The following is a 26,155-nucleotide window of genomic DNA, read 5'->3' as shown; positions in this document are numbered from 1 at the left end:
GCCGCGCAGGGCGGCCCGTGGAGCAGGATGGGTTCAGACCCCGGATGGATCAGGCTCAGTGAGCCTGGGCAACACCTGGCGCTGGCGTGCGGCATTCGAAGGAGGCGGCCAGCTGCGGGTCACCGCTGCCTCGGTAGTGGGCTTCTTGCGGATACGCGCACAGCGGGCGGCTGCGGCCAGGGAAGGCCGTGCCGGTGGCGAGCAGTTGCGCCGGCGGCTTGCCCTCGGCCTGCCAGCTTTGCAAAGCCTGCAAGGGGTCGAAGTCGTCCAGCGCCGGGCCGTCCCCGCAATGCGTCATGCCCGGCACCATGAACAGCCGTGCCCACTGGCCGAGTGGTTGCGCGCCGCCGTTGTCTTTGGCAAGGCGGTCCCAGTAGCGGCGCAGGTCATTGGCAGCGAACACCGGGTCGCTGTTGCCGTGGATGACCATCAGCTTGCCGCCGTTGGCGACGAAGCTCGACAGCTGGGTGCCGGTGGGGTCGTTGATCGCGCCGGTCTGCGCCACGGCTTCGGCGGCGCGGTCGAAGTCCACGTCTGCCAGGCTCAGCTGCGGGTTGGGCGGGGTCATGAAATAGTAGCCCAGCGAGTTGGGTGCCAGGGTGGCGTTGCGTGCGTTGGGCTGCCCGGTGTCCGAGGTGCCGAGCTTCCAGGCGCGCCAGCCATCGCTGGCAATGCCGGCATCCCACGGCCAGTCGCTGTACAGCGGTGTGCCCCGGCTGTCTTTGGCGCCCTCGAAGACCTTGCGCAGCGCCTGCACTTTGGTCGCCGACAGGCATTCAGCCTGGCCGGAGGATTGGCACTGCAACTGCGCCGGGTCGAAGTGACACTGGCTCATGGCATCGATGCTGCCATCGCGGGCACCGTCCAGGGCGTCGCACGTTTCCAGCACCCGACGTGCCACCAAGGCCTGTTCGTCGCGGGTCAGGGCCTGGGCGAGAATCGGCTCGCCGGCGGCGGTACGCGGGGCGGCAGCCTCGAGGGCGCGCGTGTCCCAGGCCTGCGCCACGGCGGCGCGCGACAGACGCAAGCCGGGGTTGCCGGCGATGATGCCGTCGAACTCGGTGGGAAAGCGCTGCGCCGCCATCAACGCGGCGCGGCCGCCGTTGGAACAGCCCATGAACACACTGTGCTGCGGACCCTTGCCGTAATGCTCGGCGAGCAACTGCTTGGCTTCGCGAGTCACCTGGCCGATGGCGGCGTAGGCGTAGTCGAGGCGCGCCTGCTGGTCGAGGCCGAAGCGTGCATCGCTGCTGTCCTGGCCGGCGTGCCCGGAGTCGGTGGAGACCACCGCGTAACCGCGATTCAGCGCCGGTAGCGAGCTGGCACCACGAAACGGGATGGCACCGACCGCCTGGTTGACCACGCCGTCCATGCCGCCGCCACCCTGGAACAGGAACTGGCCGTTCCAGTCCTGCGGCATGCGCAGCTCGAAGCGGATGCCATAGGCCTGGCCATCGCTGCCCTGGCGGGCGTCGATCAGTCCCTCGACCAGGCAGTGGGCGGGCATGGCGGCCTTGGTCAGTGCCTGGCCGGTGAGCGCCGCACGCCCCGGATTGGCCTTGGGCAGCTCCCCGGCCGGCACCTGGCGGGCCTGCAGCAATTGCACACGCGGGTCATGGCTGGTCAGCCCGCTACAGGCGTTTTCGGCGGCATGGGTGAGGGCGGAGAGGCCGAGCAGGGGGAGGGCTAGAAAGATAGGATGCGTAACTAAATGCATGGGTAAGTCCATTTGCTTGTTGTCTTATTTTTGGAATGCACGCTATAAAGTTAATAGTATTAACTAAATGGTCGGTCAAGTTTTTCACTTACAACAACGAAATGGAGTTCCCTCATGCGTCAGGTCCTTGCCATGTCCTTCCTGCTCCTGTCTGCCCCCCACGTGAATGCTGCCGAGGTCGCGCCGCCGCGCAGCGAACTGGTCTACGAGGCGATCGTCGATATCGCCCCTTCGATGAGCCTTGGCCAGGGGCCGCTGGGTGAGCGGCGCATGGTGCCGATCACCGGAGGCGAGTTCCACGGTGCCGGGTTGTCGGGCAAGGTGCTGCCCGGCGGCGCAGACCGGCAGTTGATTCGCAGCGACGGCGTGCGCCAGCTGGATGCGATCTACGAGATGCAGACCGACGACGGGGTGATCATCAGCGTACGCAACGAAGTGCTGGTGCGCGGCGAAGGTGCTGATCGCTACGCCTTCTCGAAAATCACCTTGAACGCCCCCAGCGGGCGCTACGAGTGGCTTAACCAGTCGTTGTTCATCGGCACTCTGAGCAGTCTGCGCCCGGCCCGTAATGCGGTGTCGATCAAGGCCTGGCGGGTCTACTGAGCACTCGGTTTTGCCATGAAAAGTGGCTGCGCGTGGCCATGGTGCCCTGACAATTTAGTCGTCGCGGGTCAGCACTTCGAGCAGCTCGATCTCGAACGTCAGGTCCGAATGCGGCGGGATGCTGCCGACCTTGCGCTCGCCATAGCCCAGTGCTGCCGGCACGCGCAGTTTGCGCTTGCCGCCGACACGCATGCCCATCAGGCCTTGGTCCCAGCCTTTGATGACCCGGCCGGTGCCGATCACGCACTGGAACGGCTTGCCGCGCTCGAACGATGAGTCGAACACCGTGCCGTCGGCCAGCCATCCGGTGTACTGGGTGGTGATCAGGGCGCCCTTGACCACGGCTTTGCCGTCGCCAGGGTGCAGGTCGATGATTTCCAGGGTGTCGCTCATGGTTCGGCCCGCCGTGCAGGAAAAAGGGCGGGCTTTGTCGCAGGAAAGCGCCGGGTGCGCAAGCCCTGGCGGTTCAGGTCAGGTGGTCGAGCGGCACCGGGGTGTTGGCCTTCACCTCGCGGATCACTACCGACGAGCGAATCTCGCTGACCCCCGGCAGCTTGAAGATCACCTTGTGCAGGAAGTCGTCGTAGTGGGCGATGTCGGTGGTCAGCACCTTCATGATGTAGTCGGCCTGCCCGGTGGTGCTGTTGCACTCGATGATCGCCGGGCAATTGCGCACGGCCTCTTCGAAGGCTTCGACGACATTCTCGACGTGCTTGGAGAGGTTGACCTCGGCCAGCACGCAGTTGCCCAGGCCCACCTTCTGACGGTCGACTACTGCGGTGTAGCGTTTGATGTAGCCACTCTGCTCAAGCGACTTGAGGCGTTTCCAGGTGGGTGTCGAGGACAGGCCGATACGTTCGGAGAGGTCCTGCACCGAGAGCCGCGCGTCGGCCTGCAGGGCGTCGAGAATACGGGTGCTGTAGGAATCGAGGTGATCTTTCTTCATTTGTTGTTGTTCTGAGAATGAGCATTCTCGATTCTGGCCATAGCGCGGAAAAATAGAAAGCACATTCTCCGGGTCGGTCCCTACGATTTGCACAAAGGATTGCGCGCCACCGGCGCCGCACCGCTCAACCGTAGAGGACAACAACAAAATGACGGTGATACAGCCCAAGCCTGCCCTGACCACGCCTGCCGACCTGGGCGCGGTTGCCTGCGACTGGCGCCGCGTGGCCTACCTGCTGCTGGTTTCGCGCCAGCTCGATGAGCTTGAAGAGCGCACCCTGGTGCCGGAGAAGAAGGTGCTGTACCAGTTCTCTGCGCGTGGCCACGACATGGCGCAGATCCTTCTTGGCCTGCAACTCGACGACCCCCACGACGCGGCCTGCGGCTATTACCGCTCGCGGCCGCTGCTGCTGGCTCTCGGTGTCGATCTGGACGATGCGCTGGGTTCTTCCATGGCCCGTGCCGGTGGCTACTCGGATGGCCGCGACATCGGCGTGGTGTTCAACTACCCCAACCCCGGTGGCGTGGCGGCCTTGCCGATGTGCGGCGGTGTCGGCGCGCAATACACGCCCACCGCTGGCTGGGCCCAGGCCATCGAGTACCGGGTCAAGGTGATGGGTGAACACGAGCGTTCGCGGGCCATCAGCGTGGTGCTGGGCGGTGACGGTTCGGTGGCGACCAACGGTTTCTGGTCGGCGCTGACCATTGCCACCACCCAGCAGTTGCCGATGCTGTTCTATATCGAAGACAACGGCTTCGGCATTTCCACTCCCTCCACCCTGCAGACCCCCGGCGCCGACATCGCTCGGAACCTGGCCAGCTTCCAGGGCCTGCACGTGATTTCCGGCGACGGCTGCGATCCGCAGCAGAGCGCGGCACTGATCGCCGATGCGGTGGCGCATGTGCGTGACCGCCAGGGGCCCTGCCTGCTGCGCCTTACCGTGCCGCGCCTGCAAGGCCACAGCTTCCAGGATACCCAGGCCTACAAGTCCCCCGAACAGGTGGAGGAGGAATGGCGTCGCGACCCGCTGCCGCGCCTGCGCGATTACCTGGTGCCGGCGCAACTGAGTGAAAGTGAATGGCTGGACCTCGAACAACGGGCCGCCGCTGCGGTGCGCCAGGCCCGTGAGCAGGCCGAGGCACGCCCGCTCAGCGATCCGCAGCGGGTCGCCGACAACGTGTTTTTCGAAGGCAGCCTGCAATTGCGTGGCGGGCAGTGGAGCGAAGGCTACACAGCCCCGACCGGCAGCGAGCAGGCCCGGCCTGAAGGGCCGCGGCTGAACATGGTCGCAGCGATTCGCCGGACCCTCGACCACGAGCTGGCCAGCAACCCGCGCGTGGTGGTGTTCGGCGAAGACGTCGGCCCCAAGGGTGGCGTACACGCGGTGACCTTGGGTTTGCAGGACAAGTACGGCAGCGAGCGGGTGTTCGATACCAGCCTGTCGGAAGAGGGCATCATCGGCCGCGCCGTGGGCATGGCCCTGTGCGGGTTGATGCCAGTGCCGGAAATCCAGTTCCGCAAGTACGCCGACCCGGCCGTGGAACAGATCAACGACTGCGGCACCATGCGCTGGCGTACCAACAACCGCTTCGCTGCGCCCATGGTGGTGCGTATTCCGGGTGGCTTCTTCAAGTGCGGCGACCCCTGGCACAGCCAGACCAACGAGGTGCAGTTCGTCCATTCGCCGGGCTGGAAGGTCGCCGTACCGTCCAATGCCGAAGACGCCGTGGGCCTGCTGCGTACCGCGCTGCGCGGCAATGACCCGGTGATCTTCTTCGAGCACCGCGCCATGCTCGACGCCGCCAGTGCGCGGCGCAGTTACCCCGGTGACGACTACGTGCTGCCGTTCGGCAAGGCGCGTCGGGTGACCGAAGGCAACGACCTGACCGTGGTGACCTGGGGCGCTATGGTCGAGCGTTGCGAACAGGCGGCTGAAGGCCGTTCGGTGGAGGTACTCGACCTGCGCACGCTGATGCCTTGGGACCGCGAAGCCGTGCTGGCCTCGGTGGCCAGGACCCACCGCTGCCTTGTTGTTCACGAAGACCTGGAAACCGCCGGTTTCGGCGCCGAGATCCTCGCCGTGGTCGCCGAACAGGCGTTCATGGAGCTGGACGCCCCGGTGGCGCGCCTGACCATGCCGGACATTCCCAGCCCGCACCATCCGCTGCTGATGGAACATGCGTTGCCGTCGGTGGAGCGCATTCGGGCCAAGATCGACGAAATGGTGGGGTTCTGAGATGAATGACATGACCATCGCCACACACGCCCAGGACATCGTCGCGCCGCTGCAGCAAGAGGGCACCAAGGCCGTGCTGCGCACCTGGCTGAAACAGCCGGGTGAGCCGGTACGCCGTGAAGAACCGGTGCTGGAATTGGAAACCGACAAGGTCGTGGTGGAAGTCTGCGCGCCCTGCGACGGCCTGCTGCAGGTGGTCCTGCAAGAGGGGCAGGACGCCGCGCCCGGCGCCGTGCTCGGGCGTGTCAGTGTCGCCGGTGAAGCACCGCTGGCGGTGCCCGCGCCCACCGCAGACAAGCCTCGACAATGCAGTGCGGCGAGCGAGGCGAGCGAAGAGGTTCGTGCGCGACTGTCGCCAGCGGTACGCCGGTTGATCGCCGAACATGACCTGCACCTGGACGACCTCGAAGGGTTGGGCACTGGCCGCGACGGGCGTCTGACCCGTGAAGACGTGGTGCGTTTTCTCGAACGCCAGCCGCCCGTCACGCCGCCGTCGCCGGCCCAGCCTGGCGTAGTGCCAGCGGCCAGCGAGGCCTCGACGGCGCCACGGGTCGCCGAGCGTATTGCGCACACGGCGATGCGCCGACGCATCGCCGAGCACATGCAGCGCTCGGTCACGGTAGCGCCGCATGTCACGGCGGTCTTCGAGCTGGACTGCACGGCGCTCATCGCCCATCGCCAGCGCCACAAGGAAAGCTTCGCCGCCCAGGGGGTCAACCTCACCTACACCGCCTATTTAGTCGCGGCAGCGGTGCAGGCCATGCAGGCGGCGCCGGCGGTCAACAGCCGCTGGCACGAGGACGCCCTGGACGTGTTCAGCGACGTGAACATCGGCGTGGGTGCCGCGCTGGGCGACCAGGGCCTGATCGTCCCGGTCATCCACCGCGCCCAGGAGCTGTCGCTGCTGGGCATCGCCAGCCGCTTGCAGAGCCTCACCGAGGCTGCCCGTAACGGCAAGCTGAAGCCGGCGGACGTGCAGGGCGGCACCTTCACCATTTCCAACCATGGCGTGTCCGGTTCGCTGCTGGCCAGCCCGGTGATCATCAATCAGCCGCAGTCGGCGATTCTCGGTATCGGGGCGCTGGAAAAGCGTGTGGTGGTTCGCGAAATAGACGGCGTGGACAGCTTCCAGGCACGCACCATGGCCTATGTGTCGCTGACCATCGACCACCGCGTGCTCGACGGCAGCCAGACCAACGCCTGGCTCAAACGCTTCGTCGAGGTGCTGCAAAGCTGGCCGGCCTGATTTTTTTACTGCGCCTGGCTAATGAATGTCGAGCATGATGGTCTGAGTTGGGGTTTCTACCTCTAGCCATCAGGGAAGTCAGACCATGCAAGCCGACCCGACCTTGACCACCGCCTGGGACCTGCTGCGCGATCCCCAGGCCCCCCTCCCGGCCACTCGACGCGGTGCCACCTGGAGCGGCGGCTGGAGCTTTGGCCTGCCGCCGGGCATCAGCACCGCCCAGTGGCCCCTAAGCCCGCTGCACGGCTACCCGATGCGCCACGCCTTCACCCTGCATGTACCGTCCGAGTATCGCGGTCAGGGCCAGGAATACGTGGCATTCAGCCTGTTCGTCGACGATCAGTTCGAGGAACTGTCGAGCAGCGATGCGGTGGAGGCGTTCTTCGCCGAGCCGCTGACCGAGCAGTCGCCTGCGGATACTCATTTGCGGCCGTTCTGGGAACACCGCCGGGCTCGCCACCCCATGCAGTTCGACATGCAGGACATTCTCGGCACCCACTATGCGGTGATCTGGCTGACCCAGGCGGCCTTCGAGGGCGCGCTGGCCGAGCCGCCGCAACTGGAGGGCAATCCGCTGTTGGGCGACGCGCCCCGCTGGTTGCACGCCAGCTACGTGGACTACCTGCCGTATGACAAGGTCCGCAACCCCGGCCAGGAGGCCTTCGAATGGCTGCCGGCCAACGGTCGCGCCGCCGGCCTGGACACTGCCTTCCCGATTCGCGCCCAGCGCCGCGAAGACGACCCCAACGTCGGCAAGCCGCCGCGCGAGTGGGAAGATGAATGCCAGGAAAGCGGCTACATACCGGCGTTCAGCGATGAAGGCGTGGCGCTCAACCTGGAACGCTTCCACGCGCACAACCACCTGGGCGGCACCATGATTCCGATCCAGGGCTACCCGGAGTTCGGCCCGCGCTACCTGGAATTCGAAGAGGACTTCGGCGGTTTCAATTTCGGCGGTGGCAATGGTCAGGTCGACCTGGTGAAGATGGAACTGGACTGGGCCTGCGGCTAAGGCAGAGCAGGTGAGGTGGACTGGCGGGGTTCTTGCCGAACCCCGCCAGTGCCTGGCAGGTCAGTTGCCGAGCATCAGCTTCTGCATTTTGGCCTGCGCCTGCTGCGCATTCTGGGCCTGGTTGTTGAGGTCCTGCAGCAAGCCGTTCAGTTCCTGCTGAACCTTCGGGTCCTTGACGGTAATCGTCGGGCCTTTCACATCGATCTGCTGCTCGTGTGCCTTGACGTAATCCGCGACTTTCAGGCCGCTGTCCAGGGTCGCGCCGATCTGCGGCAGCACCTGCATGAAGGTGTCGGCCGGCAGCGTGACGGTCTTGGCATAGGCCTTGTCGTAAACCGGTTTCAGGTCATCGGGCTGCTTGAGTTGGGCGTGGGCGCTGTCAGCCTTGGCTTTCTGCTCCTTGAGCTGCACGCCCATATCGTTGAGCCCGGTCTGCGCCGCCTTGATGTCATCGCGGCGTTCGAGCACATCGCTGAGCGAACGGATCGCGCCTTTCTGCAGCAGGCCGGAGAAGGGTTTCACGGTGCTGTCCATGGCGGCATTGAAGTCAGTGATCACCGCGTAGTCGCGGGTGTAGTCGCCAAATGACTTGGACTCCTCGGGGGTGAGCTTGGGCACCCTCAGTCCAGGCTTGTCGATGATGCGGGTCTGCAGGAACTGGCTGAAGGCCGCCCGCTGCTTGGGTTCATCGTTGCCGCAGCCGATCAGGACCAGGGGCAGGGCGAGGGCAAGCAGCCATTGGGGGCGAAACGAGACATTCATGTCGAGGGGGACTCCGGAAATTCACGAGGTGCCGGCAGGGCAGGCGTGCGCGGCATGAGGCAGCCGGGCGTTACGCCTGGCTCGCCGGATAGGATGCGGCCGCATGCAGGAGGTTCCATGGGCCTCAGCCCGAGAAGAAGTCGCCAGGGGTGACGCCGAAGTGCTCGCGAAATGCAGCAATGTAGGCCGAGGTGGACTGGTAGCCGAAGTTCAGTGCCACCTGGGTGACCCTGACCCCGCGCCCCAGCTCTTCGATGGAGCCGAGCAGGCGCAGGCGCTGGCGCCAGATACGGAACGACAGCCCCGTTTCGCGCAGCAGGATGCGCCGCAGGGTCTTTTCCGAGGCGCCCAGCTGGCAGCCCCATTCGGCCAGGGTACGGGCGTCGTCCGGGGTGTCCTGCAACTGCCGGCACAGTTGCAGGGCGCGTGGGTCCTGCGGCAGCGGCAACGACATGCTCACCTCGCGGGCGCGGCGCAACTGGTCGACCAGTACCAGCGACAAGCGGCCTGCCTCACCCTGTTCGTCGTACTCGGTCTCCAGGGTGCAGAACTGCTTGATCAGTTCATGGGTAAGCGGGGTGATCTCGATGACCCGGCAATGGTCGTGCGGCGCGCCGAACAGCGTCGCATCCAGGTACAGGCTGCGCATTTCGGTATTGGCGAAGCTGAACACCTCGTGCTCCATCTGCGCCGGGATCCACACCGCACGCTGTGGCGGCGCGACGAAGCTTTCACCGGGGGTGTGCACATGTAGCACGCCGCGTATCGCGTAGGACAACTGTACCCAGGGGTGGTGGTGCATGCGCGTGCGCTCGGCCCGCGCCAACGACTCGCTGCGCGCATAGAGCGGGCGTGGCAGGGCGTCCAGTGGCGGGATGGGGCGCTCGTGGACGGCAGTTTGGCCGTTTATCGACATTTGTTGCCCTGATCGCGTTAGTCGGCAGAAGGGATCAAGGCTAAGGTGTGCGGGCTATTCTGACAATACAGGACTCTCACCCATGGCCCGTTCGCGTTTCTTGCCGGACAACTTCACCCTGACCCTGCTGGCGGTGGTCATCACCGCCACCTTCCTGCCTGCCCGTGGCCAGGTGGCCGTGGCGTTCGACTGGATCACCGACATCGCCATCGCCCTGCTGTTCTTCCTCCACGGCGCCAAACTGTCCCGTGAAGCCATCCTCGCCGGTGCCGGGCACTGGCGCCTGCACCTGCTGGTGTTCTGCTGCACCTTCGTCCTCTTCCCGCTGCTGGGGCTGGCCATGAAGCCGCTGCTGCTGCCACTGGTCGGCCAGGACCTGTACATGGGCTTCCTGTACCTGTGTGCGCTGCCGGCCACGGTACAGTCGGCGATCGCCTTCACCTCGCTGGCGCGCGGCAACATTCCGGCGGCGATCTGCAGCGCCGCCGCATCCAGCCTGCTGGGCATCTTCCTGACCCCGCTGCTGGTGGCGTTCTTGATGGGCGTGCATGGCGATGGCGGCTCGACCCTGGAGGCGATCCGCAAGATCAGCCTGCAACTGCTGGTACCCTTCATCGCCGGTCAGATCGCCCGGCGCTGGATCGGCGGCTGGGTAGGGCGCAACAAGAACTGGCTGAAGTATGTCGACCAGAGTTCGATCCTGCTGGTGGTCTACTCGGCGTTCAGTGCGGCAGTCATCGGTGGCCTGTGGCAGCAAGTGCCGCCGGTGACCCTGGCCTGGGTCGTGGTCGGCTGCATCGTGCTGCTGGCGGTGGCCCTGGGCATCACGGCGCTGCTGGGGCGGCTGCTGGGCTTCAACCAGGAAGATCGCATCACCATCCTGTTCTGTGGCTCGAAGAAGAGCCTGGCCACCGGCGTGCCCATGGCCCAGGTGCTGTTTGCCGGCAGCACCATCGGTCTGATCATTCTGCCGGTGATGCTGTTCCATCAGATCCAGCTGATGGTCTGCGCCGGTCTGGCCCAGCGCTACTCGCGCCGCGCGGAACCCCCGGTAGTTACCGAGCAGAAGGTCGAGCCGAGCACTGCGCGTTAGGTTCGTCGTGCCTACCGGCCTGGCGGCACCCGCCGGGCCGTCAGTGCCAGGGCGATGCCGCCCAGCACGATCAGCGACGCCAGTATCAGGCGCAGCGACAGCGGTTCGTCCAGCAACAGTACGCCGACCAGCGCCGCCAGGACTGGCACACTCAACTGCAAGGTTGCAGCTGTCTGTGCGCTCATCCGCCCGACCACCGAATACCACACGGCATACCCGGCCCCGGAGGCCAGCACGCCAGACGCCAGGGCATAGACCACACCGGGCACGCTGACCGATATTCCGCCCTGCACCAGGCCCAGCGCCACGGCCACGCCCACCCATGGCAGGCTGCGCAGGAAGTTGCCGGCGGTATTGCCCAGTGGATTGCCGCCCGCTCCCCGGCCCAGAATCGAATAAACGCCCCAGGCGATACCGGCGACTACCATCGCCAGTGCACTGGACAGCGGCGGCGCCGTGCCACCAGGCGCCAGCAACACCAACAGCCCGCAAAAGGCGATGAACATGCCCAGCGCGACCCTGGCACGCAGTTTTTCGCCACCTTTCCAGCCCAGCCCGAACATGCTGATCTGCACCGCGCCGAACAGGATCAGCGCGCCCACGCCGGCATCCAGGTGGATGTAGGCCAGCGAGAACAGATAGGCATAGACGAACAGGCTCACTGCGCCACGCCAGCTGCCGCCCAGTGGCGTGCGCTTGCCCAGGTTGAGGAGCATCAGCAGAAACAGCGAACCGCCAAGCAGGCGGATGGCGGTGAAGGACTGCGGGTCGATGGCGCCGCTGCGCAGGGCCAGGCGACAGAAGATCGAATTGGCGGCGAAGGCCAGCAGGCTGAACAGGGTTCCGGCGATCCACAGCCAGTGGCGTCGGTCGGCAGCGGCAGGCAGAGGTGTGTTTCCCATCATCGATGGCTCTCGTGTCAGTGGCGGTCTGGCGCCGCCTGGTGCTGAACGATAGCCGATAAGCCGGTCGCCGTGGGGAGTCCCCGGTGGGAGCGGCTTCAGCCGCAAAAGCGCCAGGAAATTCACTGCCTCTGCTGTGAACAGGCGGTCGCTTCGCGGCTGAAGCCGCTCCTGCCCGGCCTAACTGACCAGTATTGGGCTTAGAACCAATACTGGTCAGTTACCCCGTGGGGGCGAGCTTGCTCGCGAAGGCGGCATCACGTTCACAGCAAATTCAGCGACTTTGCCCGCTTTTCGCGAGCAAGCTCGCTCCCACCAAGCCGCAAAGCGCTTAACCGAACAGTATTGGGCTTAGAACCGATAGTTGGCGCTGACCTCCAGGGTACGCGGGGCGCCTGGAGTGATCAGGTCTACCGAGCCATGCGCCGAGGCGTAGTAGTCGCGGTTGAAGACGTTCTTCAGGCGCAGCGCCATGTCCCAGTGCGGCACGTTATACAGCAGTGCCGTATCAAACGTGGTGTAGGCGGGCATCACCACGTTGTTGTCCAGCGCGGTATAGCGGTCGCCCACATAGTTGGCACCGGCTGCCACGCGCCACTGCGGGGTCAGGCTGCGCACCAGCCACAGGTTGGCGCTGTTGCGCGGCGTGAGGGTCGGGGTCTGGCCCTTGTTGGCCACGCCATTAGTGAAGCTGTTGGACTTGGTGATTTCTGCATCGAGGAAGGCGTAGCCGCCATAGACCTGCCACTGGTCGCTCAGCTGGCCGCTGATCGTGGTCTCGAAACCGTCGGTGCGCTGTTCGCCGGCCAGGATGGTGAGGTTCGGGTTGGCCGGGTCGGCGGTCTTCATGTTGGTGCGTTCCAGGCGGAACACCGCAGCAGTTACCGCCAGGCGGTTATCCAGGAGGTCCCACTTGGCGCCCAGCTCGTAGTTGGTGGTCTTCTCCGGCTCCAGGTCCTGGTTGCTCGTCGAAATGGCGAACACTTCGCCCGAAGGCTGGTAGCTGCGGCTCACCGACACGTAATAGGACTGCACCGAGTCGGGCTGGAACACCAGGCCTACGCGTGGGCTCCAGGTACGGTCGGTACGCTCGAGGTCGACGTTCTGCACGCGGCGGTCGTCATAGTCCTGGCCGAAGATGTCGTAGCGCGCGCCCAGCAGCGCCTTCCACTGGCTGCTCAGCTCGATCATGTCCTGCACGTAGAACCCGGTGGTGGTCTGGGTGTTGGTGCCCTTGGACGACAGGGTCGAAGCGTGTTCCGGCACGCCTACCAGGGCATCGCGGAACACCGGCACCTGGGCCACGTTGTTCTGGCTGAACACGCGCTGGTGTTTGTCCTGCACGCCGACTTCAACGCCGTACAGCAGGTTGTGCTGCAGGCCGGCGAGGTTCGCCTGCTGCTTGAGTTCGGTCTGGTTGAACACCCCCGACTCGTCGCGGGCCACGTTGCCGCGGTTGAGCTTGACCAGCAGTTCGCCGTTCGGCGCGGTGACGAAGCGCGTCGGGCTGCTGTCGGCCAGGGTGTTGTTGCGGTCCAGGTCGTAGCGGTAGTAGCGGGTGGTGTTGCTCAGGTTCAGGTTGTCGTTGATGCGGTAATCCAGGCCGGCGGTCAGCGTGAAGACTTCGCTGCGTGCATAGTCCTGCGAAGCGTTGCCCGAGCCGAAGCGTCTGTCGCGGCTGACATCCACCGGGCGGTTGCCCAGGGCCGGCACACCGAAGTCGATCAGGCGTTTGTCGTACAGGTAGCTGGCGGCCAGGTTCAGCTCCAGGTCGTCGGAGAGCTTGAAGAACGCCGAGGGGGCGATGGCCTTGCGGTCGGTATAGGCGTCGTCGCGGAAGGTGTCGCTGTCCTCGACGGCGCCGGTCACCCGGTAGGCCTGCCGGCCGTTGGAGTCAGCCCAGCCGCTGTCGAACTGGGTGCGGCGCTTGCCCTCGCTGTCGAAGCTCACGCCCACTTCCTGCTTGGGGTCGAAGTTGGGCTTCTTGCTGACGCTGTTGATCAACCCGCCCGACGAGCCGCGACCGTAGAGCACGGCGGCGGGGCCCTTGATGACCTCCACCCGTTCGACGTTCGACAGGTCGCGGAAATACAGCGCATCGTCGCGCACGCCGTCGGTGTAGAAGTCGCCGATGGCGCTGAAGCCACGGATGGTCACCTGGTCGCGCTGGCCGTCGCCGTTGGACAGGCCGACACCGGGCACGTTCTTCAGCACATCTTCCATGGACTGCGCACCCTGGTCCTTGATGACGCTCTCCGGCACCACGTTGACCGTCTGCGGGATGTCGCGCTGGGCGGCGTCGATCTTCATCGCGCTGCGGTTCTCTGCGGCCTTGTAGCTCTGTTGTTCGTAATCACTGTTGACCGAGGTGGCCGGCAGGGTAAGGGGGGCGCCGGTATCGGCGTGGACAGCAGGAATGACCAGCAGCATCGACAGCGATGCCGGGGCGATGGAGCGCTTTGCCATGGACGTGTGACTCGTTGTTTTTGAGGTGGCGAATGCTAATTAATCGCAAATACAAATCAAATACTATAACGACACATTTTGAAAATATTTTCCTCCAAGCGTTCGGGCCACAGCGGCTGCGCGGCGTCAGAGGTGGCAAGGATTGGCGATTTCTATCGGCACCCCTGCGATTGATGATTGGGAATTTCTGACGCCTTCGGCTATCGTCGGCGCCAAGTTCGATATCACTTTGATATTGAAGATGTCCTTCCGACCTTGGCGAGCCTGGCGATGAAAAAACCGATCTCCCTCTCAATGCGTATTGGCCTGGGCTTTGCGGCCATCGTCTCACTGCTGGTGCTGATCACCGCGGTGGGTATCCAGCGTGTGGCCTACATCGACACCACCCTGGCACACGTCAACGACAACGCCGCCAAGGTGCAACGCTATGCCATCGATTTCCGGGGCAGCGTGCACAACCGTGCCATCGCCATTCGCGACGCGGTACTGGTCGACAACCCGGCGGCGCTCAGTGGCCATCTGGGGGAGATGACCCGTCTGGAGAACGACTACACCCAGTCGGCTGCGCTCATGGACCAGTTGTTCAATGCCCGCGACGTGACCCCCGAGGAGCGCGGGCTGCTGGCGGCGATCAAGGACATCGAGCGGCAGACCCTCGACTCTTCCAGACGTGTTCTCGCCCTGCGCCAGGCGGGTGACATCGCCGGCAGCCAGGCTCTGCTGCTGCAGCAGACCTCGGCGCTGTACAGCGAATGGCTCAAGCGCATCAACGCGCTCATCGACCACGAGGAAGCCGCCATCAAGGGCCAGCTCAACGACGTACAGAGCACCGCCAGTTCGTTCCGTGGCCTGATGCTGGTGGCCACCGGCATCGCCTTGCTGCTGAGCATTCTGCTGGCACGGCAGATCATCCGCTTCGTCACTTCCACGCTCGGCGCCGAGCCCACCGAAGTGGCGCAGGCCATCGAGCGCCTGGCAGCTGGCGACCTGCAGCAGCGTCTGGAAACCCGCTACCCGGCCAGTGTCATGGGCGTGCTCAAGTCGGCGCTCGCGCAATTGTCCGAAACCATCACCCAGGTGCGCGCGGCGGCCCATGAAGTGAGCCATGCCTCGGCGCAACTGACCGCCACCTCGTCGCAGAACAATGCGCACATCAGCCGCCAGAGCCAGGAGGCCCAACAGGTCGCCACCGCCATTACGCAGATGGCTGCCAGCGTCAGTGAGGTGTCCGGTTACGCCTTGCAAGCCGCCAGCGCCACCGAGCAGGCCGACGGCGAAGTGAACAGCGGCAACCGCCTGGTGACCGACACCTCACAGGCCATCGAAGCGCTGGCGGTGACCCTGACCCAGACCACCGACACCGTGGAAAAGGTGTCTCGCGACAGCGAGCAGATCGAGACGGTGATCGAGGTGATCAATTCCATCGCCGCGCAGACCAACCTCCTGGCGCTGAACGCCGCCATCGAGGCCGCACGCGCCGGTGAATATGGTCGTGGCTTCGCCGTGGTAGCCGACGAAGTGCGCTCGCTGGCCAACCGCACCCAGGAGTCCACCCAGGAAATCCGCGAGATGATCAGCAACCTGCAGAGCGGCACCGAAGCCGCTGCGCAGAACATGCGCGACAGCCGCGACCTGGCCGAACGCACCGTGGCCCAGACCCGCAACGCGCAGAGTGCATTGGAGAAGGTCAACCAGCAGGTCGGCGCGATCAACGACATGAACGCCCGCATCGCCAGCGCCGCCGTGCAGCAGAACGCCGTGGCCGAAGACGTGGCGAAGAACATCGGGCGCATCCACGAACTGACCGTGCACACCGCCACCGGCTCCTCGCAGGTGGCTTCGGCCAGCGGCGAACTGGCCCAACTGGCCAGCCGCCTGACCGACAAGGTGGCGATGTTCAAGGTCAGTGCCTGACTCGGTGGGAGCGGCTTCAGCCGCGAAAGCGCCAGGAAATTCACTGTATCTGTTGTGAACAGGCGGTTGCTTCGCGGCTGAAGCCGCTACCCGATCTGACTGACCAGCGTTGGTGCTAAAGCCAATACAGTGCGGTCAAGCGCTCGTTGGCATTTGTTGAGCGAGCTTGCTCGCGAACAGGTCAGCAAAATCCATGCATTTGCTGTGAACCTGACGCGGCCATCGCGAGCAAGCTCGCTCCAACGGTCTAATTGACCAACGTTGGCTTTTGTTGGAGCTTGCTGGCGAAGACGCTGGCAAAGTCCATTCATCTACCGTGAAACGGGATTGTGCCCCCAGCTATGGATTGGTCACACTGGCGTTCGTCCTTCCTGCCAGGTAACTGCGCATATGCCCCCCGAAAGCCTGCACCCCAACGCCGCCCTGTTGCTCATCGACATGCAGCAGGGCATGAACGAGCCGCGCCTGGGCCGGCGCAACAACCCCGATGCCGAGCAACGCCTGTTGCAATTGCTGAGCGCCTGGCGCGCTTCGCAACGCCCCGTGGTGCATGTGCGGCACATCTCCCGTACGCCCGGCTCGGTGTTCTGGCCGGGCCAGCCGGGCTGCGAGTTCCAGCCGGCCCTGGCGCCGCTGGACCACGAGCATGTGGTCGAGAAGAACGTGCCGGATGCCTTCGCCGCCAGCGGCCTGGAGCGCTGGCTGCACGCCCGTGGCATCCGCCAGCTGGTGATCGGCGGGGTGATTACCAACAACTCGGTGGAAGCCACGGCGCGCGCCGCCGGCTGCCTGGGCTTTGACGTGCGGGTGGCCGCCGATGCCTGCTACACCTTCGACCAGACCGGCCTGGATGGTCGGCTGTGGAGTGCTGAGGATGTGCATGCGCTGTCGCTGAGCAACCTGGCGATGGATTACGCGCAGGTGTGCGACGTGGCGCAGTTGCTCCAGTCGATTTGAAATCCCTGCCGCACCCCGCTAGAGTCGCGCCCCGTTCCAGTCGCCGGTCGTGCGTGCGGAACGAACCTCATGTTCAGAAGGGGCGCCCGTTGAAGCAACCGACACTATCCCAACGCCTGGAGCGCGTGGCCGCCCACGTGCCTGCCGGTGCGCGCCTGGCCGACATCGGCTCGGACCATGCGCAACTGCCGGTGGCCCTGGTGGCGCGCGGGCAGGTGCTGGCGGCCATCGCTGGCGATGCCGCCGCCATGCCGTGCCAGGCCGCCCGCCAGTGTGTCGAGGAGCACGAACTGCAGGCGCGGATAGAGGTACGCCTGGCCAACGGCCTGGCCGCCATCGCGCCTGAGGATGACATCACCGCCATCAGCCTGTGCGGCATGGGCGGCGAGACCATTCGCGACATCCTCGCCGCCGGCCGCCAGCGCCTGACTGGCCGCGAACGGCTGATCATGCAGCCCAACGGCGGCGAGCAGCCGCTGCGCCAGTGGCTGATGGACAACGGCTACCGCATCGTCGAGGAAGAAGTGCTGCGCGAGCACCGCTACGATTACGAGATCATCGTCGCCGAGGCCAGCGGCCCGGTCAGCTACAGCCCCCGCGAGCTGTACTTCGGCCCGCTGCAACTGCAGGCCCGTACCCCGGCGTTCATCACCAAGTGGCAGCGCGTGCTGCGCCAGCGCCAGCAGACCCTGCACAACTTCGCCCATGCACGCCAGGCGGTGGCCGAGGCCAAGCGCGAGGAAATCAGCCGTGAGGCGCGCTGGATCAGTGAATTGCTGGCCTGACGCCCCGGCCGCTACAAGTACTCAGTGTGCCGTGCGATCAACAGTTGCCGGTCATGGGCGGCCATGAAGGGTGTCAGTAATTCGAACAGTCGCTCCCGCATGCTCGGGCTCAGCCAGCTTTCGTCATCGCCGAGCGCTTCGAGCATGGCCCTGAAGGTGTAGTCGATATTGACCTCGGAATCTTCGGCAAGGGTTCGCTGGCGCAGCGTTTCGACCGCCTGGCGCAGGTCGGCGTGATTGGTACAGCTGGGCTGCACGCCAAGGTTGCCGCACAGGTAGCCGAGGTAACCGCGTTCGCCTTGCAGCAGCAGGGCAAGGGCTTCGTAGAGTCCGGCTTTTTGTTGGGCGGTGAACCAGGCCCTGTTGCTGGATGCAGCGATGTGGAAGCTTTGCAGCGTCTGCAATAACTCGCGCAGCCCTATGCTGCGGAAGTGACTCGCCTCCAGTAACGGCTGGCGACGCAGATCGGTGTAAATGTCAGCGCGGCGCCAGTGCTCGCGTGCCGCCTGCATGGCCCGATGTGTACGCCAGGGGCGCAACCAGTTGCGCCAGTATCCGGCGATCCGCCGGGCCTGCCAGCGGCCTACGGCCGGCAGCAGGTCATTCACCAGCCAATCATGGGATTCTCGGCATGACCAGCCGCTGCGGTCGGCAGGACGATGGCGGTCAGGGTTGGGCTCCCAGAGAATCGCTATTTCCCCGCCATGACACAGGCCCGCTACCTGCGCCCCGTAGAACACGCCGTGGTAACCGCTGCGGCTGGTCGGCATCAGCCGGTTGGTGGCCGCATGAAAGAGATGCCAGGGCGAGTCGCCTTTTTCGGTGTCATGGGCGTTGGCGAAACCCAGTATTTGTCGCCAGGTATCCAATCCGACCTTGCACAGCGCCACCCGCACGCCCAGCCATCTGACCAGCGGAAAGCCTTCGGCCTGCCACTGCCTGTCCACCTCGCGCAGGCTGTGCAGATAGGCCCGGGAGAACTCATCGGCGGCACGGGCTACGGCCTGGGCACCTTCGGCGGGCATGAAAAATCGGCAGTTCTTCAGGTCGATGATGTGGTCGGCGCCCGGCAGGCTGGCAACGCCCTGGAAGAACGGCCGGGCCTGTGGCGACAGCGGCTCGCCGTCATTGCCCAGAAAATGCTGCAGCAGCCAGCGGTGGTCGAGGCTGACCATCACCCCGGCGGTGTCGGGCATGCGCAGGGTTACCAGGGCCGAGCCGGGATAGTCCTGGGCCGTCGGCAACAGTCCGGAAATATCGATCCAGGGTTGGCGCAGGTGCCAGTGCCGGCCTTCGACGTAGCGGCGCGTCAGGGCTGCATCGTCCATTACCCCGCTGGCGAGGAACGCCTGGGCTGGGCCGGATACTGCTCGGCGAGGGTCGGCGTGGGCCTTGAGCAAGCGTTCATCGAGCGCGACTCTCTGCTGCCACTGGTTGCAATACAGCTCGATATCCACCCCGGAAAAGAACCGTGTCAGTACATCCGGTGCGTCCTTGAGGCGTTCGGTGAGGTGTTCGGCGGTCCACAGGTCCGCCTCGATGCCGCGGGCCGCCAGGGCTGCGCGGGCCTTGACCCAGGCCGTATCGAGGGCGCCGATACCCGACTGGGCGAGGATCAGGGTGAAGCGGCCGGCCACCTCCGCCCACTCGCCAGCGAGAAACCGCGCTACGGTCCTGTTCAGGTCGCTGGGCCCGAAGCGGCCCCGGCACTTGCACTCGAACACCAGCAGGCGTTCGGGTTGCCAGCGGTCGAAGGCGAACAGGTCGATACCCTGCTGTGACACCCGGCCCTTGTCGCCCAAGCGCTGGCAGCCCACCAGCGCGTGATCCTTCTGTAACAGCCACCAGCACAACTGCTCGAAGGTGTCGCCGGCCATGCGCTCGAACTGCAAGGGGCGGAAACCGTTGGGTGGGGTGGCGTGCTGCGGGTCGACCCTGGCATGCGTGTGCAGGTGGTCGGGGTATTCTTGGGGATAGCCTGGCGCGTGATGCATGGCGAGCGAGTCTTGAGCGGTCAACGCCCGAGGAAAACATGACCGGGCAGGCGGGAGCAAGTTGTCGCTTGCTGCCCGCGGGCGTCGCTGGCGTTTCTCGATGGGCTTCACGTACGGTTCAAGCTCAGCCGCTTGCAGCCGAAACAGTATGAATGGAAAAAATTACTGCCAGGGTCGGCAGTTCCTTGATCCCCTTCGGCTCTATTAAACGTCAACTTCATAGAACGTATGCCCGAGGTAGCTTTAACCACCTTTGAATGATTGAGCCTGCCATGATTAAGAACGCGTCTTTAAGTACCAAGTTATTGCTTATCCTGATTCTTCCCCTGCTCGGTTTTCTGGCTTTCGCAGGGATCTTTGTGGCGGACAAGCGCCAGACGCTGACGGAGATGAATCGCGCCGTCAACGCCACCAACGCAGCGCAGAAGTTGAGTGACGTGGTCACCACCATCCAGCGCGAGCGCGGTGCCAGTGGCGTATTCCTGGGCAGTGGCGGCAAGACCATGCAGGACAAGCTGAAAAGCCTGCGCCAGGAAACGGATAAGGCGGTAAGCGCGATGCGTGCGCAATCCACCGAGGACCTGCCGTCACCGAACAGGATGCTGCAGGCCATGAATGACCTGACCGAACTGCGTCAGAAAGTGGACTCGCTGGCCATCAACAATACCGAGTCCGGCACTCGCTTCACCGACCTCATCAAGAACCTCATCGGCTTCTCCTACTCGCTGGAGACCAGCATCGAGGAGCCGAAGATCCTGCGCGCCTTGAGTTCGCTCAACCAGTTCGTCGACATGAAAGAGCGCGCGGGCCGCGAGCGCGTACTGCTGGGCCTGGCGTTCGCCCAGAACCGTTTCGATGCGCCGTTGCTGTCGCGTTTCAGCCGCAACATGGGCGAGTTCTCCGGCTACTTCGAAGCCTACCAGCGCTGGGCACCGGCGGAGTTCAAGACCAAGCTGGATGCGGTGCTGCAACAACCTGCCTCCTTGGAAGTGGCTCGCCTGCAGAAGCTCGGCTTCGATACACCGCTGGGCGAGCCGCTGAATATCAAGCCCGAAGACTGGTTCAATCTGGCAACCACGCGCATCGACATGATGGCCCAGGTCGAGGCCGAGCTGGGGCAGACCGTGATTGGTCTGGCCACCGTCGAGCGCGACCAGGCCCGAAACAGCCTCTACATGGCGGTCGCCACCGTGGTGCTGATATTGATTGCGGTGCTGTGGCTGGCCTCGGTGATCATTCGCAACATCAAGATTGCCGTGACCGACGTGAACCGCACGCTCATCTCGCTGGCCACCCGTGATCTGACCGCCAGAACCCAGTACACCGGCCAGGACGAGTTTGGCGAGATCTCGCGCAACCTCGACAACATGGTGCAGCAGATCAGCGAAGTGATCCGCGAGATCGAAAGTGCCACGGCACAGGTGGCCACGGCGGCCGAGCAGTCTTCTGCAGTGGCCCTGCAAACCAGCAACAACGTGGCGCAGCAGCGCCTGGGCACCGATCAGATGGTCACGGCCATCAGTGAAATGAGCGCCACGGTCAAGGACGTGGCGCGCAGCACCACCGACGCCGCCGAGATGTCGCAGCGCGTCAACGCCAGCACAGTGCAGGGCAAGACCGAAATCGAGAACACCATCAGCCTGATCCAGGGGCTGGAAGTGCAGGCGGAGCAGACAGCGCGGATCATCCATGAACTCAAGGGCGAAAGCGATTCGATCTCCTCGGTGCTGGATGTGATTCGTGGCGTGGCCGAGCAGACCAACCTGCTGGCGCTGAACGCCGCCATCGAAGCGGCGCGTGCGGGCGAACAAGGGCGCGGCTTTGCCGTGGTTGCCGATGAAGTGCGTAACCTGGCGAAAAAGACCCAGGATTCGACTGTCAGCATCCAGGCGATGATCGCCAACCTGCAGGCCGGCTCCGACCGTGCAGCCGTGTCGATGCAGGAGACCCTGGGCAAGGCCCAGGCCGGGGCGAGCAACGTGGTGCGCGCCGGCGAGCTGCTGGAAGAAATTGCCGAGGGCATCGCGACCATCAGCGACAGCAACATCCAGGTTGCCTCCGCCGCCGAGCAGCAGAGCCAGGTGGCCGAAGAGATTCACCGCAACGTCAACGACATCAATGCCCTGGTCATTCAGGTCAGCGCCGGTGCCGAACAGACCTCCGTCACCAGCCGCGAACTGGCCCGCCTGGCCGAGCAGCAGCAGGGGCTCGTAGGGCGGTTCACGGTGAGGTGATCTCCGTTGGGTAGGGCTTCAGCCGTGAAGCGCTTCACGGCTGAAGTCGATTCCACCGATCCAAGTCGCCTTGGGTCCCAGGCTTGCCTGCGTTCCGCTCGGCAGGCTTCGTTTGCCGATTACTGAATCGGCACTTTGCGCACAGGGCGGACCGAGCGTGCATAGCTTTTGCCGCTCAGACTCTGTGTGCCATCAGCGAAGTTCAGGCAGAGCGCACTGCTGGTCGTGCGCTGCGAACTGGACCACGTCCACCCCCAAGGACGGTCGTCAAGGTTCAGCCAGGCCTCGTAAAGCTCGGCGGCAGCTGGCAGGTAAAAGTCCGTATGGCCGTCAGCTGCGTAGGCGGCTGCCGCCTGTGCCGCTGGGTGGGTGGGGCCAGATTCGAGCAGCGCTTGCGTGTTGGCCAGCCCATCGATGAGGCTGGTGGCTGACGACTCATCGTCGTATGGGCCCCATTCCAAGCTGCCGATATCGCTGTCGGCGATGATCAGGTGGTAGGCGGCATTGCCATTGCGGGCTGGGGCGATGCCAGCGTAGATGCCGCCTTGGCCTGGCCACACCTGGCCGATTGCTGGGGGAATGATCGAGTTGTTCATGTGGTTTCTCCAGTTTGGTTTTTCCTCTGGCCCTCGCATGAAGGCCAGCCAGTGAAGTGGTAATTCCGTTTCGAGAGAGCCTTCAACCAGCGGTCCATGCCGCTGGCTCCTCGTTGTTTGGCGGTATCACCGGTCGCGGGCCTTGGCCCCTCGCAGCCAGTGTTGCGCTGCGACAGATGGAAAATTAGCAAAGGCTAAATTATCAATCAATAGCTAATGCTAAATTTCATTGCGATTGCGGGAATGTTCCGAATCTCACAAATGATGAATGGGCGCTCGACGCAGCGCTGGCGTCCGGTCCTGAACCAGGGACTGGGTTGCGATTCAGAAACGTCGTGGGTGGGGGGGAGAGTCGAGACGGGCTGTGCGACTGTCGTCTTTCGCAGCCGTGATGGGTGAGGGGTGTTCGGAGAGAGCAACGAGTCAAAGGGGTAGAGGCACTGGAACAACATCCTGACGTACTACAGCCCCGTGCGCAGGCGCCATCCTTGCAGGGGCTGCGAAAAGCTTTCAGAGTTGGTGCTTTACCGGAAGGCGTCTGTATCGTCCTAACCGCTTACAGCAAATGCCCGTTCCATACGTACAACACTTTTGCCTGGATATGCACTTCTTCCCGTCTGATCGTGCGGTCTTTATGCATGGCGTTATCCGAGATCATTTCGTAGTGCTCGGCATCAGCCACCTGCAGGCGTTTGACATAGAGCATGTCGTGCCAAGTAAGAAGATAAATCCCGTCGCCGATGAATTCCCGCACCGTCACGTCCACGATCAGCGGATCGCGATCACGGATGGTCGGCTCCATGGATTGTCCCCATCCCGTGAGCATTTTCAGGTGCCAGGGCTCTTCGAATCGTAGGCCCATATCTCTGAGATGGCGCAGGCTGACCTTCACGTCCTGCAACATTTCAGGGTATTCGGCCGGAATTTGACCGCTACCCATTGCCGCACGCACATCGTAATGCGCAATGCTGATCTCGTCGCCGACCTGACCGGAGGTAATGGTCGAAGCCGCAGTGCCAATACTCGTCTCATCGGCGGCAGCCAGCAGGCGCGCCTTGGCATCGGCGGTCAGGTTCTTGCCGTGCTTCATCAACATCTGCCTGACTATTTCGGCAGCGGTCGAGCGGGTAACGACCCGCTGATCGACGTCGGATTCGCTGGCGGGCGATACCAGGGTCCCAGAAGGCAAGCCAATTTTTTCTTCCAGGGTGGCTGCGGCTTTCTCACCCATATTCCGATGCCCATTCAGAATCTGGGACAAATAGGACGCGTCCAGGCCGTGCTGCTTCGCGAAATCCTTCTGGGTGGCGCCGGCCATGATGGACCTCAACGCTTTGACTCTGATCATGTTTATATCCATCTGCCAATCATCGCTGCCACTTGGCAATCAGTAAATTACCCTTGGCTGATTTTTTTACAGATGAGCAACTGCTGTTTTCTGCACCCAGAGGCCTGCCGCCAACCAGCCTGCTGGTCCGCCCCTTTTACCACCGTCTCATACCGGCAACACCTACGTTGCCGCCCCGTGACACCCTCCCAAAGCACACATGCCCGTTCGGCTGGTGCCTTGAACTGCCAGCCTATCGAGGCCTCGTACGGGCAGGCGCAGGCGAGTGTACGGCGCGTGCCGTGCTTCGCCTCATGGGCGAGAAAGGGGCAGGGCCTCGAGGGAGCAGAGATGAAGTACGCAAGCAAGCTGAAATGGGCACTCACCGCCATTGCGTGTGGTGTGCTCAGCGCGCAGGCCGCGGAAACCAGGCGGGTGGATGTGCTGCTGGTGGGTGGCGGGATCATGAGTTCGACCCTGGCGGTGTGGCTCAACGAGCTGGAGCCGGGTTGGTCGATGGAGATGGTCGAGCGCCTGGACAAGGTCGCCGAGGAAAGCTCCAACGGGTGGAACAACGCCGGCACCGGCCATTCGGCACTGGCCGAGCTGAACTACACCCCGGAGAAGGACGGCCACATCGACATCACCAAGGCCGTGGAGATCAACGAGTCGTTCCAGATAACGCGCCAGTTCCTGGCCTGGCAGGTGCGCCAGGGCGTGCTGCAGAACCCGCCGTCGTTCATCAACAGCACGCCGCACATGAGCTTCGTGTGGGGCGATGACAACATCCGCTTCCTCAAGAAGCGCTACGAGGCCTTGCAGGCCAGCCCGCTGTTCCGCCCCATGCAGTACTCCGAGGACCCGGCGCAGATTCGCCAGTGGGTGCCGCTGATGATGCAAGGCCGCGACCCCAACCAGAAGCTGGCCGTGACCTGGACGCCCATCGGCACCGACGTGAACTTCGGTGAGATCACCCGCCAGTACGTTCGCTATCTGCAAAGCCGACCCAATTTCGACCTGCGGCTGTCCACCGAGGTGCAGGACATCACGCGCAACGACGACGGCTCCTGGCACGTGGAATACAAGAACCTCGATGACGGCAGCCGTGGCGTCACCGACGCGAAATTCCTGTTCATCGGTGCGGGCGGCGCGGCCTTGCCGCTGTTGCAGAAATCCGGCATCGAAGAGGCCAAGGCCTATGCTGGTTTCCCGGTGGGTGGCTCGTTCCTGGTCACCGACAACCCGGCCATCGCCAACCAGCACATGGCCAAGGCCTACGGCATCGCTGCCACCGGCGCGCCGCCGATGTCGGTACCGCACCTGGACACCCGGGTGCTGGACGGCAAGCGCATGATCCTCTTCGGGCCGTTCGCAACTTTTTCCACCAAGTTCCTCAAGGAGGGTTCGCTGCTCGACCTGTTCGGCAGCATGAGCGTGCACAACACCTGGCCGATGGTGCGTGTCGGTGTGCGTGAGTTCGACCTGGTGCAATACCTGATCGGCCAGGTGATGCAGTCCGATGACGACCGCTTCGCCGCCTTGCAGACCTACTTCCCCACGGCGAAGAAAGAAGACTGGCGACTCTGGCAGGCCGGCCAGCGCGTGCAGATCATCAAGCAGGACGAACAGCAGGGCGGGGTGCTCAAGCTCGGCACCGAAGTGGTGGTCTCCGGCGACCGCAGCATCGCCGGCCTGCTCGGCGCCTCACCGGGTGCCTCCACCGCGCCGCCGATCATGCTCGACCTGCTGGGCAAGGTGTTCAAGGAACGCCTTGCCACCCCGGCGTGGCAAGACAAGATCAGGCAGATCATCCCCTCGTATGGCACCCACCTGAACGACCACCCCGAGCAGGTGCAAAAGATGTGGGCCTACACCAACCAGATACTGCAACTGGCCCCGGCGCCGGCCATCGACAAGCGCCAGGACCCGAGCAACCCCGATGACATCGACCCGCTGGGGCAGGGGAACCAGGATGCGGATCCGGATCTTAGGCCTTGAGTGCGTGAACTGCCGTATAGATGAGAACGGCGAAATTTGAAGACTGAACGGTGCCGGAGCAGCGTGCCAAAGCGATTTGATGCCCTGTTCAATGTAATGAGTAGTTGCTTGGCCGTTTCCGTTGGTTTTATTGATCTCAAAGATATAGGAAGTTATTTGGGCTCTGTTATTTTTAGGTTGGGGCTGTTGAAGAGTATATTTCATCGAGTATGTTCGTAGGCTCCTGCGCAATTAGGTGTTGGTCGTGTAATTAGGAGTTTGGTAGTTGCCGTAGGCGCCGTTATCACGATGGGGGTATACGGCGAAGGTGTGGCAAGCATCTCTCATGAGTCTTCCCTTGCAGTTGGACAGATTTTCCATGGGCAGCGGCCAAGATTGGGTCGCGTTTGCTAATTTACGATTGTGGTGATTGGTAACTGATAGTAGAGTGACAGCTTTCGTAGTCGCGCCC

At 63.9% G+C, this 26,155-nt stretch carries 20 protein-coding genes; 10 read left to right on the top strand and 10 right to left on the bottom strand.

Annotation, left to right across the window (positions count from 1 at the left end; genetic code table 11):
* Positions 1-55: 55 nt before the first annotated feature.
* Positions 56-1,717 carry a DUF6351 family protein gene (locus QZ497_RS09085; protein ID WP_295473310.1) on the bottom strand — a complete coding sequence of 554 codons (1,662 nt, stop codon included), beginning with the start codon at positions 1,715-1,717 and terminating at the stop codon, positions 56-58.
* A gap of 114 nt (positions 1,718-1,831) precedes the next feature.
* On the opposite strand from QZ497_RS09085, the gene QZ497_RS09080 reads away from it, so the two are divergent.
* Complete coding sequence (locus QZ497_RS09080; RefSeq protein WP_295473308.1) at positions 1,832-2,320, top strand: DUF3237 domain-containing protein; 489 nt, start codon at positions 1,832-1,834, stop codon at positions 2,318-2,320.
* Positions 2,321-2,374: 54 nt separating this feature from the next.
* Here QZ497_RS09080 and QZ497_RS09075 read toward each other — a convergent pair whose 3' ends face one another.
* On the bottom strand, positions 2,375-2,713 hold the full coding sequence (locus QZ497_RS09075; RefSeq protein ID WP_295473306.1) for an FKBP-type peptidyl-prolyl cis-trans isomerase: 339 nt from the start codon (positions 2,711-2,713) through the stop codon (positions 2,375-2,377).
* Between the two features lie 73 nt (positions 2,714-2,786).
* Positions 2,787-3,266 (bottom strand): Lrp/AsnC family transcriptional regulator, encoded by a 480-nt coding sequence (locus QZ497_RS09070; protein WP_295473304.1) that lies wholly within the window; start codon positions 3,264-3,266, stop codon positions 2,787-2,789.
* 148 nt (positions 3,267-3,414) lie between these two features.
* Here QZ497_RS09070 and QZ497_RS09065 point away from each other — a divergent pair, with 148 nt between their 5' ends.
* The 3 genes from QZ497_RS09065 to QZ497_RS09055 all read left to right on the top strand — a co-directional run bounded on the left by QZ497_RS09065 (position 3,415) and on the right by QZ497_RS09055 (position 7,760).
* Positions 3,415-5,502, top strand: a complete 2,088-nt coding sequence (locus QZ497_RS09065; RefSeq protein WP_295473302.1) for a transketolase C-terminal domain-containing protein — start codon at positions 3,415-3,417, stop codon at positions 5,500-5,502.
* 1 nt (position 5,503) lies between these two features.
* Positions 5,504-6,748, top strand: a complete 1,245-nt coding sequence (locus QZ497_RS09060) for a 2-oxo acid dehydrogenase subunit E2 (protein ID WP_295473301.1) — start codon at positions 5,504-5,506, stop codon at positions 6,746-6,748.
* A gap of 85 nt (positions 6,749-6,833) precedes the next feature.
* Entirely contained in the window at positions 6,834-7,760 is a 927-nt protein-coding gene (locus tag QZ497_RS09055) for a hypothetical protein (RefSeq protein ID WP_295473299.1), read from the top strand.
* Between the two features lie 60 nt (positions 7,761-7,820).
* Here the strand turns inward: QZ497_RS09055 and QZ497_RS09050 are convergent, their stop codons facing one another.
* A complete protein-coding gene (locus QZ497_RS09050; RefSeq protein WP_295473298.1) occupies positions 7,821-8,522 on the bottom strand; it encodes a DUF3053 domain-containing protein in 702 nt (233 codons plus the stop codon).
* Between the two features lie 124 nt (positions 8,523-8,646).
* The gene (locus QZ497_RS09045; protein WP_295473296.1) at positions 8,647-9,438 is read right to left on the bottom strand and encodes a helix-turn-helix transcriptional regulator; all 792 of its coding nucleotides are present in this window, start codon (positions 9,436-9,438) and stop codon (positions 8,647-8,649) included.
* Positions 9,439-9,520: 82 nt separating this feature from the next.
* Here QZ497_RS09045 and QZ497_RS09040 point away from each other — a divergent pair, with 82 nt between their 5' ends.
* On the top strand, positions 9,521-10,531 hold the full coding sequence (locus QZ497_RS09040; protein WP_295473294.1) for a bile acid:sodium symporter family protein: 1,011 nt from the start codon (positions 9,521-9,523) through the stop codon (positions 10,529-10,531).
* Positions 10,532-10,542: 11 nt separating this feature from the next.
* Here QZ497_RS09040 and QZ497_RS09035 read toward each other — a convergent pair whose 3' ends face one another.
* Positions 10,543-11,433: a DMT family transporter gene (locus tag QZ497_RS09035; RefSeq protein WP_295473292.1), complete on the bottom strand. Its 891-nt coding sequence runs from the start codon at positions 11,431-11,433 to the stop codon at positions 10,543-10,545.
* Between the two features lie 351 nt (positions 11,434-11,784).
* A complete protein-coding gene (locus QZ497_RS09030) occupies positions 11,785-13,899 on the bottom strand; it encodes a TonB-dependent siderophore receptor (protein WP_295473290.1) in 2,115 nt (704 codons plus the stop codon).
* A gap of 270 nt (positions 13,900-14,169) precedes the next feature.
* Between QZ497_RS09030 and QZ497_RS09025 the strand changes: the two genes are divergently transcribed.
* The 3 genes from QZ497_RS09025 (at position 14,170) to QZ497_RS09015 (ending at position 17,555) form a co-directional block, all read left to right on the top strand.
* Positions 14,170-15,813: a methyl-accepting chemotaxis protein gene (locus QZ497_RS09025; RefSeq protein ID WP_295473288.1), complete on the top strand. Its 1,644-nt coding sequence runs from the start codon at positions 14,170-14,172 to the stop codon at positions 15,811-15,813.
* A gap of 390 nt (positions 15,814-16,203) precedes the next feature.
* Entirely contained in the window at positions 16,204-16,770 is a 567-nt protein-coding gene (locus QZ497_RS09020; RefSeq protein WP_295473286.1) for a cysteine hydrolase family protein, read from the top strand.
* A gap of 89 nt (positions 16,771-16,859) precedes the next feature.
* Positions 16,860-17,555 carry a class I SAM-dependent methyltransferase gene (locus tag QZ497_RS09015; protein WP_295473284.1) on the top strand — a complete coding sequence of 232 codons (696 nt, stop codon included), beginning with the start codon at positions 16,860-16,862 and terminating at the stop codon, positions 17,553-17,555.
* A gap of 11 nt (positions 17,556-17,566) precedes the next feature.
* Here QZ497_RS09015 and QZ497_RS09010 read toward each other — a convergent pair whose 3' ends face one another.
* On the bottom strand, positions 17,567-19,549 hold the full coding sequence (locus tag QZ497_RS09010) for a hypothetical protein (RefSeq protein WP_295473282.1): 1,983 nt from the start codon (positions 19,547-19,549) through the stop codon (positions 17,567-17,569).
* A gap of 317 nt (positions 19,550-19,866) precedes the next feature.
* Here QZ497_RS09010 and QZ497_RS09005 point away from each other — a divergent pair, with 317 nt between their 5' ends.
* Positions 19,867-21,783, top strand: a complete 1,917-nt coding sequence (locus QZ497_RS09005) for a methyl-accepting chemotaxis protein (protein ID WP_295473335.1) — start codon at positions 19,867-19,869, stop codon at positions 21,781-21,783.
* Positions 21,784-21,902: 119 nt separating this feature from the next.
* Here the strand turns inward: QZ497_RS09005 and QZ497_RS09000 are convergent, their stop codons facing one another.
* Both QZ497_RS09000 and QZ497_RS08995 read right to left on the bottom strand, forming a co-directional pair.
* The gene (locus QZ497_RS09000; RefSeq protein WP_295473280.1) at positions 21,903-22,379 is read right to left on the bottom strand and encodes a DUF1566 domain-containing protein; all 477 of its coding nucleotides are present in this window, start codon (positions 22,377-22,379) and stop codon (positions 21,903-21,905) included.
* 556 nt (positions 22,380-22,935) lie between these two features.
* Positions 22,936-23,727 carry a LexA family transcriptional regulator gene (locus QZ497_RS08995; RefSeq protein ID WP_295473279.1) on the bottom strand — a complete coding sequence of 264 codons (792 nt, stop codon included), beginning with the start codon at positions 23,725-23,727 and terminating at the stop codon, positions 22,936-22,938.
* A gap of 330 nt (positions 23,728-24,057) precedes the next feature.
* On the opposite strand from QZ497_RS08995, the gene mqo reads away from it, so the two are divergent.
* Positions 24,058-25,704 carry a malate dehydrogenase (quinone) gene (gene mqo / locus QZ497_RS08990; RefSeq protein ID WP_295473277.1) on the top strand — a complete coding sequence of 549 codons (1,647 nt, stop codon included), beginning with the start codon at positions 24,058-24,060 and terminating at the stop codon, positions 25,702-25,704.
* Positions 25,705-26,155: the final 451 nt, after the last annotated feature.

Origin of the sequence: uncultured Pseudomonas sp. (genome assembly GCF_913777995.1) — a bacterium.
Classification (GTDB): Bacteria; Pseudomonadota; Gammaproteobacteria; order Pseudomonadales; family Pseudomonadaceae; genus Aquipseudomonas.
The sequence above is the reverse complement of the archived record's forward strand: the minus strand, read 5'-3'. Positions and strand labels throughout refer to the sequence as shown.